The organism is Mesorhizobium sp. Mes31 (assembly GCF_024519675.1).
GTDB lineage: Bacteria > Pseudomonadota > Alphaproteobacteria > Rhizobiales > Rhizobiaceae > Mesorhizobium.
In genome coordinates this window covers 1-15262 of the sequence record NZ_JALJRL010000007.1, presented here as the reverse complement: position 1 = coordinate 15262, position 15262 = coordinate 1, and the positions used below count along the sequence as shown (strand labels likewise).

At 64.6% G+C, this 15262-nt stretch carries 13 protein-coding genes; 4 read left to right on the top strand and 9 right to left on the bottom strand.

Features of this window, described 5'->3' with window-relative positions:
* Positions 1-37: 37 nt before the first annotated feature.
* From NR193_RS13595 to cysG, 4 genes are read right to left on the bottom strand one after another with little or no spacing between them, the layout of a single operon-like run.
* On the bottom strand, positions 38-802 hold the full coding sequence (locus NR193_RS13595; protein WP_256751332.1) for a phosphoadenylyl-sulfate reductase: 765 nt from the start codon (positions 800-802) through the stop codon (positions 38-40).
* Positions 777-2447 (bottom strand): nitrite/sulfite reductase, encoded by a 1671-nt coding sequence (locus NR193_RS13590; protein WP_256751331.1) that lies wholly within the window; start codon positions 2445-2447, stop codon positions 777-779. Before NR193_RS13590 ends, NR193_RS13595 begins: the two co-directional genes overlap by 26 nt.
* Before the next feature lie 51 nt (positions 2448-2498).
* The gene (locus NR193_RS13585) at positions 2499-2783 is read right to left on the bottom strand and encodes a DUF2849 domain-containing protein (protein ID WP_256751330.1); all 285 of its coding nucleotides are present in this window, start codon (positions 2781-2783) and stop codon (positions 2499-2501) included.
* Positions 2780-4231, bottom strand: coding sequence for a siroheme synthase CysG (cysG, locus tag NR193_RS13580; protein ID WP_256751329.1), 1452 nt, complete (start codon positions 4229-4231; stop codon positions 2780-2782). Before cysG ends, NR193_RS13585 begins: the two co-directional genes overlap by 4 nt.
* Positions 4232-4659: 428 nt before the next feature.
* Here cysG and NR193_RS13575 point away from each other — a divergent pair, with 428 nt between their 5' ends.
* Both NR193_RS13575 and NR193_RS13570 read left to right on the top strand, forming a co-directional pair.
* A complete protein-coding gene (locus NR193_RS13575) occupies positions 4660-5109 on the top strand; it encodes a host attachment protein (RefSeq protein ID WP_256751328.1) in 450 nt (149 codons plus the stop codon).
* Positions 5110-5300: 191 nt separating this feature from the next.
* Positions 5301-7076, top strand: a complete 1776-nt coding sequence (locus NR193_RS13570) for a cation:proton antiporter (protein ID WP_256751327.1) — start codon at positions 5301-5303, stop codon at positions 7074-7076.
* Between the two features lie 77 nt (positions 7077-7153).
* Here the strand turns inward: NR193_RS13570 and NR193_RS13565 are convergent, their stop codons facing one another.
* Positions 7154-7963 carry a helix-turn-helix domain-containing protein gene (locus NR193_RS13565; protein ID WP_256751326.1) on the bottom strand — a complete coding sequence of 270 codons (810 nt, stop codon included), beginning with the start codon at positions 7961-7963 and terminating at the stop codon, positions 7154-7156.
* Between the two features lie 100 nt (positions 7964-8063).
* On the opposite strand from NR193_RS13565, the gene NR193_RS13560 reads away from it, so the two are divergent.
* Positions 8064-8984, top strand: a complete 921-nt coding sequence (locus NR193_RS13560; protein ID WP_256751325.1) for a zinc-binding dehydrogenase — start codon at positions 8064-8066, stop codon at positions 8982-8984.
* Positions 8985-9072: 88 nt separating this feature from the next.
* On the top strand, positions 9073-10257 hold the full coding sequence (locus NR193_RS13555) for an MFS transporter (RefSeq protein WP_256751324.1): 1185 nt from the start codon (positions 9073-9075) through the stop codon (positions 10255-10257).
* A gap of 3 nt (positions 10258-10260) precedes the next feature.
* Here NR193_RS13555 and NR193_RS13550 read toward each other — a convergent pair whose 3' ends face one another.
* The 4 genes from NR193_RS13550 to NR193_RS13535 form a co-directional block, all read right to left on the bottom strand.
* On the bottom strand, positions 10261-11013 hold the full coding sequence (locus NR193_RS13550; protein ID WP_091583310.1) for an SDR family NAD(P)-dependent oxidoreductase: 753 nt from the start codon (positions 11011-11013) through the stop codon (positions 10261-10263).
* A 57-nt stretch (positions 11014-11070) separates the two neighbouring features.
* On the bottom strand, positions 11071-13338 hold the full coding sequence (locus NR193_RS13545) for a transglycosylase domain-containing protein (RefSeq protein WP_256751323.1): 2268 nt from the start codon (positions 13336-13338) through the stop codon (positions 11071-11073).
* Between the two features lie 357 nt (positions 13339-13695).
* On the bottom strand, positions 13696-14076 hold the full coding sequence (locus NR193_RS13540; protein WP_256751322.1) for a hypothetical protein: 381 nt from the start codon (positions 14074-14076) through the stop codon (positions 13696-13698).
* Between the two features lie 110 nt (positions 14077-14186).
* Positions 14187-15206, bottom strand: coding sequence for a lactonase family protein (locus tag NR193_RS13535; RefSeq protein ID WP_256751321.1), 1020 nt, complete (start codon positions 15204-15206; stop codon positions 14187-14189).
* Between the last annotated feature and the right edge of the window lie 56 nt (positions 15207-15262).

Below are 15262 nucleotides of genomic sequence, written 5' to 3'. Positions count from 1 at the left end.
CGTTTGCAGGCCAGCCTCACCTGAATATAAGCACATCCTAAAGCGATGCGTCGGTCAGCGACTTCTCCAGCCCCGACAGATGAATGCCGCACTCGGTCTTGGCGTGGCCGGCCCAGCGGCCGCTGCGCGCGTCCTCGCCGGGTTGCACCGGCTGCGTGCACGGGAAGCAGCCGATCGACAGATAGCCATAGGCGACCAGCGGATTTTCGCGCAGCGCATGCGCGCGCATATAGTCGGCCTGGTCCGATGTCGTCCAGTGCGCCAGCGGATTGACGCGGATGCGCGGGCCGACCGCCTCGAACACAGGAAGCGCTGCCCGCGTCGCGGCCTGGAAGCGCTTGCGGCCGGTGAGCCAGGCACGAAACGGCGCGACACCACGCGCCAGCGGCTCGACCTTGCGCACGTCGCAGCAGGCGTCGGTGTCGCTCTGGTGCAGATTGCCCGTCGGATCGATCCGTTCGAGCGCCGCTTCCTCGGGTTTGATCACCCGGATATTGGTCAGCCCGAAATCGGCGACAAGCGCGTCGCGATAGCCGAGCGTCTCCTCGAAATGCTTGCCAGTGTCGAGGAAGATGACCGGCAGCGTGCGGTCGATCTTGGCGATCATGTGCAGCAGCACCGCCGAATCCGCCCCGAAGGACGACACCGCGGCGATCTCGTCGTGGAACAGTTCACGGGCCGACCGTTCGATGATCTCGAGCGGATTCAGATGACCGTAAAGCGCATCGAGTCCCGCCGCCCTGGCGGCGATGCCGTCATCGACGTCGACGATATGGTCAAGCGGCCTTGGCTTCGCCAGCATAGAGCGCCTCCTTGAACGGCGCGGGACCGACACGGCGGTAGGCGTCGATGAATTTCTCTTGGGGGTTGAGCCGAAGGCCGAGATAGGTCTCGACGATCTGCTCGATGGCGTCGGTGATCTCTTCCGACGAGAAGCCGCGGCCGATGATCTCGCCGACCGACGTGTTCTCGTCGGCCGAGCCGCCAAGCGTCACCTGATAGAGTTCGGAGCCCTTCTTCTCGACACCCAGTATGCCGATATGGCCGACATGGTGATGGCCGCAGGCATTGATGCAGCCGGAAATCTTCAGCTTCAGTTCGCCGATCTCGCGCTGCCGCTCCAGCGAGGCGAAGCGGCGCGAGATTTCCTGCGCGATCGGGATCGAGCGCGCCGTCGCCAGCGCGCAATAGTCGAGGCCCGGGCACGCGATGATGTCCGATATCAGGTTGGAATTGGCCGTCGCCAGCCCGATATCGACCAGCGCATCATAGACCGCCTTGAGGTCGGCGCGCGCCACGTGCGGCAGGATCAGGTTCTGCTCATGGCTGACGCGAAGTTCATCGAAGGCATATTTCTCGGCGATGTCGGCGACCGCTTCCATCTGGCTGTCCGAGGCGTCGCCCGGAACCTCGCCGATGCCCTTCAGCGAGATGGTCACCGCCGCGTAGTCGGGATGGCGGTGCGTCACCACGTTCTGGTCGAGCCACTGCGAGAAGCCCTTCGAATCCAGGCGTGCAAGCTTGACCGCCTGGTCGCCTTCCGGCCGGTCGGTCAGCGCCGGCGGCGCGAAATAGGCCTCGATGGCGCGGATGTCGGCCTCCGGCAGCTTCAGCTCGGCGTCCTTCAACTCCTGCCATTCGGCCTCGACCTGGCGGGTGATTTCCTCGACGCCGGTTTCGTGGACCAGGATCTTGATACGTGCCTTGTACTTGTTATCGCGGCGGCCATAGAGGTTGTAAACGCGCAGGATCGCCGTGCAGTAGGACAGAAGGTCGGCTTCCGGCAGGAAGTCGCGGATCTTTCTGGCCACCATCGGCGTGCGGCCCTGGCCGCCGCCGACATAGACGGCAAAGCCAAGCTCGCCGGCAGCGTTCTTCTTCAGGTGCAGGCCGATGTCGTGGGTCTGGATGGCGGCACGGTCGCGCTCGGCACCGGTCACCGCGATCTTGAACTTGCGCGGCAGGAATGAGAATTCCGGATGCACCGACGACCACTGGCGCAGGATCTCCGCATAGGGGCGCGGATCGGCGACCTCGTCGGCGGCCGCGCCGGCGAAATGGTCGGCGGTGACGTTGCGGATGCAATTGCCGCTGGTCTGGATGGCGTGCATCTCGACGCTTGCGAGATCGGCCAGGATCGCCGGAATGTCCGACAGCGCCGGCCAGTTGAACTGGATGTTCTGGCGCGTGGTGAAGTGTCCGTAGCCCTTGTCGTATTTGCGGGCGATGTGACCGAGCATGCGCAACTGCTTGCCGTTCAGCGTGCCGTAGGGCACCGCGATGCGCAGCATGTAGGCGTGCAGCTGAAGATAGACGCCGTTCATCAGCCTGAGCGGCCGGAACTGGTCCTCGGTGATCTCGCCGGCAAGCCGGCGCTGGACCTGGTCGCTGAACTCAGCGACGCGGGCCTGGACAAAATCGTGGTCGAACTCATCGTAACGGTACATGCTTCGTCTTTCCGGGCGCGTCCGCCCGTGTCCGGTGTCTTGTTGGGCCGCTCAGGCAGCCTGCTTGCCGAGATCGTTGCGGATGGTGGGGCCGGCGGCGCGGATCTTCTCGCGCAGCCGCACCGGCTCGACAGCGCCGTTGACAACATCCGCGTCGATCAGATTGACGTCGACCACTTCATTGTCGGCATAGGCCTTGGCGCCGATCGCCTCCAGGCGATCCTCGGCCGCCTTGTCATGGGCGAGGTCGGCATGGTCCACCGTCTCGGCCCAGCCGCCATCGGCATACCAGACGGCAATGCCGTCGGTCAGGCGGTTGGCGGTCAGTATCTTCATTGTTCAACTCCTTCGGCAGCGGCGGCTGCCGCGCTTTCATGCCTGTGTGCCGCGAGCGGCTCGGAACGTTCAAAGTTGGCGCCGGCGACCGCGTCGCCAATGATGGTCATGACCGGGCCGGTCAGATCGGCACGCGCTTCGAGCGACGGCAGGTCGGCAAGCGTGCCGTGGAAGCGGCGACGATTGGCAAGGCTGGCATTCTCGACCACGGCGACCGCCGTATCCGGCGACAGACCGGCCTCGATCAGCCGGCCGGCAACCTCGGCCGCGACCGATCGGCCCATATAGACGGCGACGGTGGCGCCGGAAATGGCGAGCTTGGCCCAGTCGGGCAACGAATTGCCCTTGAGGTCGTGGCCGGTGGTGAACACCATCGACGAGGACACACCGCGAAGCGTCAGCGGCAGTTCGAAATCGGCGGCGGCGGCGAAGGCCGCTGTGACGCCTGGGACCACCTCATAGGCGATGCCGGCATCGCGCAGTGCGGCCATCTCCTCGCCGGCCCGGCCGAACACAAGCGGGTCGCCCGACTTCAGCCGCACGACGCGCTTGCCCTCGCGGCCGAGTTCGACCAGCAGCGCATTGATCTCGGCCTGGCTCTTGCTGTGGCAGCCCTTGCGTTTGCCCACCGGCAGGCGCTCGGCATCGCGGCGGCCCATGGCGACGATCGCCTCCGGCACCAGCGCGTCATGAACGATGACATCGGCCTCCATCAGCAGACGGTGCGCGCGCAGCGTCAGAAGATCCTCGGCGCCGGGGCCGGCGCCGACCAGTGCGATATGGCCCGAGGCGGGCGCGTTCGACAGCAACAGGTCGGTGGCGGCATCATGCGCCTGCGACAGCTCGCCGGCTTCGACAGCCCGCGCCGGAGCACCCTGGAAGAAGCCCCTCCAGAAACGGCGGCGGGCATTGCCCTTCGGCAGCAGCTTCTCGGCGGCACCACGAAACGAAGCGGCCAGCACTGCCAGCGGTCCAAGCGACGGCGACAGCATCTGGTCGATGCGAGTGCGCAGCATCTGGGCAAGCACCGGGCCGGCGCCCTCCGTGCCGATGGCAATCGCGACCGGTGCACGGTTGACCAGCGCCGGGGTGAAGAAATCGCAGAGCTCCGGCCGGTCGACGGCATTGACCGGAATGCCCAGCCGGCGTGCGTCCGCTGCAACGCGGCGGTCGAGTGCCTCGTCGCCGCTGGCCGCAAACACCAGGACCGCGCCTTCGAGATGGCCGGCGTCATAGGACGCGGCGACGCGCGTCAAATTGTTCTGGGCGATGAAGGTCAAAAGGTCCGGCTCGGCGTTTTCGGCGATAATGCGCAAGACCGCGCTCGACTGTCCCATCAGCCGCGCCTTGGCCAGCGCCTCTTCGCCGCCGCCGACAATGGCCACGGCTTCGCCCTCGACCCGCATGAAGACGGGAAAGGCATTGAGCTTGGCATTGGCCTGCGGCATGACGAAAGCAATCCGGGAACAGTTTGGCAGTTCTACGCCTGGGTGCGAAAAACCAGAAGCAAAGCACTCGCGCATCCAGCGATGGCAGGCAATCGCTTTTTCGCAACCGCGAAAGGCAGGAGAAAAATATTCCACATCGGCGCACAGGGCGGAATCAAGTCGCTGGAGCGGCCCTTGATTTGAGCCCTTTTTAGCCGTCAGCGCCCTATCGCGCAAAACAGTTTTTTCTAATTTCTACCAATTCAGTAGATTAAAGTCGCCGGCCGGTGGGCCCTTGCCTCCGGCGTCGGGCGGACGGCGTTCGGCTGGGCCTTCGCGGTGGAACATTACCGGTTCGAAACGCGTTGCCAGAACGTCCATCACCCGAAATCGAAACCTGTCTGGAGCGTGGCAAGGCTTCCCGGCAGCGGAGAAAGGAACCTGTCATCATGAACACGATCAACCTGAAGCACGGCATCTGGGTCATGGTGGCAGATGGCGAGAAGGCACTTTTCCTCAGGAATGCCGGCGACAACAAATATCCGAATCTCGAGGTCGTGCAGGAAATGGAGCAGGACAACCCGCCCACCCGCGAGCAAGGCAGTGACAGCCCGGGCCGATACAATGATGGTCCCTCCGTGCACCGCAGCGCGGTCGAGGATACGGACTGGCATCGGATCGGCAAGGAACGTTTCGCCGATGAGATCGCCGCCCGGCTCTACAAGCTCGCGCACAGCGGTGAGTTCGGCGAGATCGTGCTTGTCGCTCCGCCGGTAGTGCTCGGAGCCATGCGCAAGAAACTGCACAAGGAGGTCGAAGACAAGGTGACTGCCGAAATTCCCAAGACGCTGACCAATCACGCCATATTCGAGATCGAGGCCTTGTTGCAGGCAGCCTGATCGTTGCCATCGCGGAACTCAAGACCGATCGGCGGCTTCCTCGGACACCGGTCGGGTATTTGCGGGTTCACCGTCGATTTCATGCCCTTGCGGGTTGCATCGCCGTCATCCCATCCACCATATTGCAAACAGGCGGCGGCTTTGGGCGGCGCACATCCGACATCTCAGATTTGAAAGGCGCTCCATAGACAATGCCGCATGACACGCCCCTTATCGCCACCATCGTCGCCGGTCTGGGGCTGGCTTTCGTCTTCGGCGCTCTCGCCAACCGCTTCCGCATTCCACCGCTGGTCGGCTATCTCGTAGCCGGCGTGCTGGTCGGACCGAACACGCCGGGCTTCGTCGCCGATGCCGGCCTAGCCAACGAGCTGGCCGAAATCGGCGTCATCCTCCTGATGTTCGGCGTCGGCCTGCATTTCTCGCTGAAGGATCTGCTGTCGGTGCGCGCCATCGCCGTGCCCGGCGCCATCGTCCAGATCGGCTTTGCCACCGCGCTCGGCGCCGGGCTTGCCTGGATGCTCGGCTGGTCGATGGGAGCAGGACTGGTCTTTGGTCTGGCACTCTCGGTCGCCTCGACCGTGGTGCTGCTGCGCGCCTTGCAGGAGCGCCGCCTGATCGAGACGGGGCGCGGCCGCATCGCCGTCGGCTGGCTGATCGTCGAGGATCTGGCCATGGTGCTGGCGCTGGTACTTTTGCCGGCACTTGCCGGCGTGCTCGGCGGCCAGGAACAGGCCGATGCCCACGCCAGCGGCTTGCTGTCGCTGCCGGCCAGCTACGGCATCTGGGGCGTTGTCGGCATCACGCTGGCCAAGGTCGCCGCCTTCGTCGTCGTCATGCTGGTCGTCGGGCGCCGGGTCATTCCGTGGATCCTGCACTATGTCGCCCATACCGGCTCGCGTGAATTGTTCCGGCTGGCCGTGCTGGCCATCGCGCTCGGCGTCGCTTTCGGCGCGGCAAAACTGTTCGGGGTCTCGCTGGCGCTCGGCGCCTTCTTCGCCGGCATGATCATGAGCGAGTCCGAGCTCAGCCATCGCGCGGCGGAAGAATCGCTACCGCTGCGCGATGCCTTTTCGGTGCTGTTCTTCGTCTCGGTCGGCATGCTGTTCGATCCGTTCAGCCTGATCAGCAATGGCTGGCCGATCCTGGCGACGCTCGCCATCATCGTTATCGGCAAGTCGTTGGCGGCGTTCGTCATCGTCCTTGCCTTCGGCTATCCCTTGGCCACCGCGCTGATGATCTCGGCCAGCCTTGCCCAGATCGGTGAGTTTTCCTTCATTTTGGCCGAACTCGGCGTCGGACTGAAGCTTCTACCCGAACAGGGTCGCGACCTCATCCTGGCTGGTGCCATCCTGTCGATCGTCCTCAACCCGCTGATGTTCCTCGCGATCGACTGGATGAAGCCGTGGCTTGAAGCCCGCGCCGCCAGGACGGCGCCGCCGGTCGAGGCAAAGCCGGTCGGTCCGGCGACGGAACCGGGCCAGGTTGCCTCGGTCGTGGCAACAACCAACGGGGAAGACGGGCCGCCGCCAAGGACAAGCCTCACCAACCACGCCATCCTGATCGGCTATGGTCGTGTCGGCAGCCTCGTCGGCGCGGCGCTGAAACAGGCAACCTTGCCCTTCCTCGTCATCGAGGACGCCGACAAGACACTGGCCAGACTGAAGGCCGACGGCATCGAGACCGTCTCCGGCAACGCGGCCAACGCCGACGTGTTCGCCGCCGCCAATCCTGAAGGCGCCAAGCGCCTGATCCTTGCCATTCCCAATGCCTTCGAGGCCGGACAGATCGTAATGCGGGCGCGCGCCGCCAATCCCGGCATCAACGTCATCGCTCGCGCCCATTCCGACGCCGAGGTCGAGCATCTCAAGGGCCTCGGCGCCGACACCGTCATCATGGGCGAGCGCGAGATCGCGCGGGGCATAGTCGAAGAGGTGTTCGGGCACAAGCCGGAGCCGTCAGCAGCCTAAGCGCTCCCTGAACCAATCTCGGCTCGCCCACACGTGCTGGCAATGTGATCGCCTCGGCTGTGCGCAAGCGAGAGCAATCACGCGACGAAGGCAGAGCCGCCATTTTGCGCGACACTGCTGAGATATTTCGCCGGGGGCTTCCCAAGCGCCTTCTTGAACATGGTGATGAAGGCCGTGACGGAGTCGTAACCGAGATCGCCCGAAACTTGCTGCACGCTCGCCCCGGAGGCCAGCTCCCGTATTGCGACGATCAAGTGCAATTGCTGGCGCCAGCGGCCGAAGCTCAAGCCAGTCTCCTTCACGACGAGACGGGCGAGACTGCTCTCGCTGAGCGCGACGCGATTGGCCCACTCCGCCAGCGTGCTGCGGTCGGCAGGATCTTGCGCCAACGCTTCGGCGATCCGCTTCAGGCGCGGCTCGGACGATATCGGCAGATGAAGCCGCTGGACGGGCATGCGAGGCAGTTCGGTGAGCAGGATCCTGGTCAAGAGTTCGCCCCTCGCCTCATCATCCTCCACGCGGTCGGCCAGCTCGATGATCAGTTCGCGCAGCAGCGGCGAGATCGAAAGCGTGCAGCACCGGTCCGGCAGATCGGTGGCTCCCGGCTCAATGTAGACGAAGAAAATCCGGGCATTGGCGGTCGCGATGTTGCTGTGCTCCATGCCGCCGGGAATCCACACCCCGCAATGCGGCGGCACCATCCACAAGCCACTGGGAACGCGACAGGTGACCCCGCCGCCCAGCGCGAAGACGAGTTGCCCCTTGCGATGCCAATGGTCGGGCACCTCGGCCCTGGTGTCGGGGACGTCAACGCGCACGACAATCGCCGGGGTGGAAAACTCATCCACATCGAAATTGAGCCAGGGATAGCGGAGAGGCTGTCTCATGGTAGACGGTTTTTAGCGACCAAATGCCATAATAGCTAAATTAACCGACCGGGAAAGTCGATAGGCTTGGGCTTCCAATGAGTAACTCGGAGGCCGAACCATGCTCGCCTTAGTCATCTCTCCCGAAAGCGCTGCCGGGTTGAGGCTCGCGGAGCTCGCCGAGCCTCAGCCGGCCTCGAACGAAGCGCTGATCTCGGTCCGCGCGACCTCGTTGAACCGCGGTGAATTGCGCCTGCTCGCCATACGTCAGAACGGCTGGATACCTGGCCAGGACATCGTTGGGGTTGTCGAACGCGCAGCAGCCGATGGCTCCGGGCCAGCCGTTGGCGCCCGGGTTGCTGCTTTGGTCGACCAGTCCGGCTGGGCCGAACGTGTCGCCGTTCCAACCGACCGCCTTGCCGTCCTGCCGGATAACGTCGGTTTCGCCTCCGCCGCCACGTTTCCAGTCGCCGGCACGACGGCACTGCGGACCCTGCGCCTCGGCGGCGACCTCGCCGGCCAGCGGGTCCTGATCACCGGTGCAAGCGGCGCGGTCGGTCGTTTCCAGGTCCAGATCGCCCGCGAGCAGGGCGCCTCGGTGACCGCGATCGCCGCCGCCCGACATGCCGAGGACCTCCGCGGCCTTGGGGCTGAGCAGGTTGTCGAATCGATCGGGTTGGCCGAGGGACCGTTTTCCCTGATCACCGAGTCGGTCGGCGGCGAAAGCCTCGCACACGCGATCGAACGCGTCGCGCCTGGCGGCACCATCGTCATGTTCGGCTCAAGCAGCGGCGAACTCACGCCCATCGGGTTCCGCCAGTTCGTTCCGGGTCACGAGGGCGCGAGGCTTCAGACTTTCGCCTACTACACGTCCGGCTCCGGCATAGGCGCGGACATCGCCTCGCTGCTCGCTCTGGTCACCGCTGGCCGTCTGGAAACCCGCGTGGCCTTGACCCTGCCGTGGACAGACATCGCCCTGGCCCTGAACGCACTGCGAGAGCGCAGCTTCAGCGGCAAGGCCGTTCTCACCGTGCCCGAATGAGCTGACCGTTTCGGTCAACGACGCCGCGCTCCCGCGCGAGCTGGAAACAGCTGGCGATATTTTGCGATCATTTTCAGGAGGGCCTCCCATGACGGCAAGAGAAATTGTCAGGACAACCGGCGGCCAGGGACTTCTCCTGGTCGGCATCATGCTGATCGCTTCGACCCTTCGCGCGCCCATCACCGGCGTGGCGCCGATGCTCGGCATGATCCGCGAAACCACCGGCATCAGCGCCGCCGAAGCAGGGGGGCTCACAACCCTCCCCTTGCTGGCGTTCGCGGCGATCTCACCCTTCGCGGCCGGACTGGCGCGCCGATACGGCATCGAAAGGTCGTTATTCGGCGCGCTGCTTGTGGTTGCGACCGGTACTGCCCTGCGCTCGACTGGCCCTCTCTGGGCGCTGTTCGTCGGCACCGGCACGCTTGGGGCCGGGATCGCTGTCGCTAACGTCCTGTTACCGGGCCTGCTGAAACGCGATTTTCCCAACCGGGTCGCCGGCCTGACCGGCTTCTATGCTATCGTGTCCGGACTTTCGCAAGCATTGGCATCGACAGCGGCGATCCCGCTTGCTCAATTGCCGGGATCGAGTTGGCACCTGTCGCTTGCCTGCACACTGATCTTTCCATTCGCGGCCCTGATTGCCTGGGCTCCTCAGCTTCAGATGCCGCCCGCCCCGCAGCGGGAAGCATCATCCATGCATGACCGGGGGCACATCTGGCGCTCGGCCCTTGCCTGGCAGGTGACGGGCTTTCTCGGCCTCACCTCGCTGGTCTTCTACGTGATCGTCGGATGGTTGCCCTCCATCCTGGCGCAGGCAGGTTATTCGGCGGCGACCGCGGGTTCGCTGCATGGGCTGTGTCAACTGGCAATCGCGATCCCCGGTCTGCTGCTCGGCACCGCCGTCAAACGTATGAAGGACCAGCGAGCCATGGCCATCGGCGTGGCGCTGATCACCTGTCTTTCACTGCTGGGCCTGTGGCAGATTCCGGCCCTTGCGGCACTTTGGGTAGCGCTGTTTGGCTTCGGCGCGGGTGCCGCCTTCGTGCTTGGCCTCTCGTTCGTCAGCCTGAGGGCCTCGCACAGCCAGGAGGCGGCAGCACTTTCGGGAATGGCGCAATGCCTTGGCTATTCGCTGGCGGCCGCAGGCCCGCCGCTAGCCGGTCTTGCCCATGACGCGACCGGGAATTGGAGCTTGGCTCTGGGCGCCTGCGCCACCGTCACCTTGCTGATGGCGGTCCTCGGAAGCCTAGCGGGACGCGCCAAGACGATCTGACTTCTAAACGTGCTGGCCGCCATTGATGTGGATTTCCGAGCCCGTCACGTAGGACGCCTGCTGCGAGCACAGGAAGAAGATGATGTCGGCGACCTCCGCCGTGGTGCCAAGTCGCCGCAGCGGGATTGTCTCGACGATCTTGTCCGTGCCCGGCGACAGGATCGCGGTGTCGATCTCGCCCGGCGCGATGGCGTTGACGCGAATGCCATGCGGACCAAAGTCATGCGCCATCTCGCGCGTCAGCGAGCCAAGTGCGGCCTTCGATGTGGCATAGGCGGTACCGGCGAAGGGATGCACGCGGGTGCCGGCGATCGAGGTGACATTGACGATCGAACCCTTGGCCGCCGCCAGTTCCTTGAACAGCCCGCGCGCCAGCATGATCGGCGCGAAGAAATTGACCTGGAAGACATCGCGCCAGACATGCATCGGCGTGTTGATCGAATCCATGCGGCTGTTGCCGTCCTTGAGCTTCGGCGAAATGCCGGCATTGTTGACCAGCGCGTGCAGCTGGCCGCCATGCGCCTCGAGCCGATGGCGGATTTCCGAGACGGCGATGCCGACGTCTTCCTGGTCGGCGAGATCGACCTTGATGTGGTCCTCGGGGCCGGCCGGCCACGGGCAGTCCTCGGCAAAGGCCTGGCGCGAACAGGTGATGACGCGCCAGCCCTCACGCGAAAAGCGCTTGACGGTGGCGTGGCCGATGCCCCGGCTGGCGCCGGTCAGCACGATGGTCTTTCTGGTGTCGAGTTCAGCCATGTCGCGGTCTCCGGGCCGGAGGTGTAGCCGAACCACGCCGCGCTGGCGAGAGGCGGATCAACCGCCGCCGAGGATATCCAGAATCGAGGTCTGTCGCTTCTTGAGCGGACCACCGACGTTGCCCGGTGGCACCGGGTGCTTGATCGACGCGGTGGCGCCGCCGTCCTCCGGCATGCCGAGGCCCTCGGCATCGACGGTCTGTGCCGGGCGCGCGACGCGAACTGGCGCGGGTGGCGGCGCCGCGGAAACCGCGGGCGCCTGCTGGCCGACGGACGCGGATGGCACAGGTGCCGGCTGCGAGTTGTCTGCCGACGGTATCTCGTCTGGCACGACGGTGTCGGCCGGCGTCGATTTCCAGGTGCCGGGCAGCGGCCGCACCGGCACGCCCTCATGCGCGGCGACCATGAACTCGTGCCAGGCCTGCGCCGGCAGCGCGCCGCCGGTGACCTTCTTCATCGGCGTGCCGTCGTCGTTGCCGAACCAGACGCCGGTGGTGAGATTTGCGGTATAGCCGACAAACCAGGCGTCGCGCGAATTCTGGCTGGTGCCGGTCTTGCCGGCCGACGGCCAGGCGAAAGCCGCCTTCTTCGCCGTACCGGTCTCGACCGTGCCCGTCATCATCGAGTTCATCATGCCGACGATCTCGGGCTTGACGACACGCGGCGCGCTGCCGCCACCGCTATCGTAGAGCACCTTGCCGCCGGTGGTGGTCACGCGGCGGATGAAATGGATGTCCGGCTTGTAGCCGCCATTGGCGAACGGCACATAGGCCGAGGTCAGTTCGAGCGGCGTCACCTCCGAGGTGCCAAGTGCGATCGAAGTGTTGGCCAGCAGGTCGGACTGGATGCCCATGCGGTGCGCCGCCTCGACCACGGCGTTAGGCCCGACCTCCATGGTCAGCTGGGCAGCGACCGAGTTCAGCGATTTGGCCAGCGCGGTGGCCAGCGTCACCTTGCCGAAATACTTGCCGCCGTAATTGTCGGGCGTCCAGTTGCCGATCTTGATCGGCGCGTCGTTGCGCACGCTGTCCGGCGTGCGGCCAGCCTCGAGGGCGGCCATATAGACGAACGGCTTGAACGCCGAACCCGGCTGGCGCCGCGCTTCCGAGGCACGGTCGAACTGGCTGGTCGAATAGTCGTAGCCGCCGACCATGGCGCGCACCGCGCCGGAATCGTCGATCGACACCAGGGCGCCCTGGGTGACGTTGAGCTTCTTGCCGCTTTCGTCGATCAGTCTGCGGATCGACTGTTCGGCCAGCTTCTGCAGCGTCAGGTCGACCGTGCTGTCGACGACGATGTCGCCGCGCACGTCGCCGATCAGGTCGGGCAGTTCTTCCATGATGGTGTCGGCGACGTAGTTTTCCGAGCCGGTCCAGTAAGACGGCGAGCGCGTAGCCGGCGCGCTCAGCGCCATCTTCAGTTCTTTATCGCTGATCTTGCCCTCGTCGCGCATGGCGGCGAGCACCAGCTGCGAGCGCTCCTCTGCAGCCTTCGGATCGCGCGCCGGCGACAGTCGCGACGGCGCCTTCAACAGGCCGGCAAGCAATGCGGCTTCCGACAGGCTGACATCGCGCGCGCTCTTGCCGAAATAGCGTCGCGAAGCCGCTTCGACGCCATAGGCGCCGGAACCGAAATAGACCCGGTTGAGGTACATTTCGAGGATCTGGTCCTTGGTGTGCTTGTGCTCCAGCCACAGCGCCAGAAGCACCTCCTGCACCTTGCGCTCCAGCGTGCGGTCGGGCGTCAGGAACAGGTTCTTGGCCAATTGCTGCGTCAGCGTCGAACCGCCCTGCGAGAAATGCCCGCCAACCAGGTTGGTTACCATGGCACGCGACAGGCCGATCGGGTCAATGCCGAAATGCGAGTAGAAGCGGCGGTCCTCGATGGCGATGACAGCCTCGGGAATATAGGGCGACATTTCGTGCAGACCGACGGCCTCGCCGCCGCTCATGCCGCGATTGGCCAGCAACTGGCCGTCGACCGAGACGATCTTGATGTTGGGCGCGCGGTCGGGGATCGACCAGGTCGTCGCCGCGGGCATCTTGGCGCCGTAATAGACGACGATGCCGGCAACCGCGATGCCGCCCCAGATGGCGAGCACGAAGCACCAGTAGAACAGCCGGCCGAGCACGCCGAACAGGCCGCGCCGGCTCCTGCTGCGCCCGCCGCGCGACGGTTTCCCCTTGGCCGGCTTGCGTTTTGCGGGAGCTTTGCGGTTGCTTGGCACGACGCGATCCTCCTCGCTCACCGAAAGACCCGTCGAGGATCCCGCTCGGGGCGGTCCCTCGAAACTGGGTTCTATGCGGCTGTCCCTGCGGTTCGCCATGCGCTGTGCTGTCTGTCCCGGTGACTATGGCGTCGGGTTGAAGAGTAGATGCGGCGATTTAAGGGCGGGTTAAGTCGGAAAAATTCAAAGCGATTGATAATCAAATGCTCGGGGACAGGCCGATATTGCTCTGTTCGAGGTCCCCGATTTTTGGCGCCGGCAAGCGGTCGCACCCTCCGCGATGAACAATCAGAACCGTAGCATTTTGTCCGGGCGCCAAGGCCCTACCACTGCCCGCCGCTGCGCGGACAAACCCTTGGCAGTCCCAAACCTGCTCCTCGTTAGGGCGCGATCAGCTTCGCGTTCGACCGCGCCCTAAATCATCCCGGCACCAGGTGATCACCTGGTGGACATGCGTCAGCCAATCGCGGCGCGAACGGAAAGTGCTGCCCTGGACGATTGCATCACCTCGCCGACATGGCAGTAGCAGACGATCTCGTGCAGTTGGTGGTCAGTCAGTTCGAAGAAGCGCTTGGCTTCGCCATAACTGTCGTCTTTCAGACCCTCGTCGTGCAAAATGGGGTCCGTGAAGGCAACCGCTATCGGCGAACCATCGCCTCGCATGACATCGCGCTCCGGCGGCGCACGGTATTCGGTCCCGGCAAGCGCGGTCAGCAGCCGGCTGGGCTCACGTTCAAGGAGTTCGGCCCAACGTATGAGACGCTGGGTTCGGCTCATTACCGGCCGTGTGTTGACCTCGGCCACTGCATGCAGTTGGTCCAGTGTTTGGTGCTTCATGGCAACCTCCTAATGGTCAGGTTGGCCCCAAACGCCCTATGTCCGTATCATAGCGCCGAAGCGTCGATCCGTCATTCTAATTCCATGCCGGGTTGACCTCTCTTGCGTCGCTACGCCGATGCATGGGCCTTGCCTTGCCGGCAATTTTCAACGCCACCGAGTACAGACGGCAGCGCGAAGAAAGCCAGCGCCTGCTCTTCGCAGGTCACCGCCACGACGCTGTTCGAGCGGTCGATATCGAGGCCTTTCGGCCCACCTTCCTCGGGACTGGCCCTGCCGCGCAGGAAGGTTTCCTCGTCGAGGATCGCAACCGAGCGCGCCGGCGCGCGACAGCCTCTCCAGTCACCATTGCTGGCATAGACATGAACCAGCTGGCTGCCAGCGTCGGCGACGAGGATGTGCCGATCGTCATCGGTAAAACGCACGCCATGCGGATAGCCGGCATCCTGCAGGACGCCTGCCGGTTCGGTGTCAGGCCCAAGCGATGGGGACATGAGGTAAAGCTTCACGTCCCTGGTGCCGTGGCTGCTGACGGCGATCCATTGGCCATCATGGCTGATCGCGATGCCGTCGGGAATGTCCAGACCATTCCCGAGCAAAGGCCGGTTCCTGCTCGTCCGGTAACCCAGCCAGCGGATAGCCACGTGCCGGGTGACCACATGCGTGTAGTTGTTGCAGACCAGCAGGCTGATGCTGCCGCGCGGTTCGTGCAGGACGACCACCGAGCCGGGTGCGTTGAGTTTGCAAAAAGGCCTGCCGTTGATCCGGCGAAGGGCAGTGATCTCCTGGGCCTGCCCTGCCATGCTTTCCACGGGCAGTGCAAATATCGCAAGCTGCCCGTCGCGGTTGGCGACCACCAAGGTCCGGTCATCGATGAAATCGAGGCCATGAACCTCCCCGATGCTGTCAGACCTCAACTCCATGAAATCATGGATCGTGATAGCCGGACCGCCCGATCCCGTCTCGACATCGACACGCAGGATCAGGCAGCGTTTGCGCGCAAACGCCGCAATCGCCAACAGCCGGTTGTCCGGTGAAAAGCGCAGGTCCTCGGTCCGTCCGATCGCCGAAAGGGCCGCTCGCACCGCTTCGCTGGCCTTGACGTCGATCGAGGGTATCGTCGTGCGCACGCTAGAGCGTTTCCTGTTTTGAGAGAATCGTAGGATTCCCAAATCAGGTTGTTTGT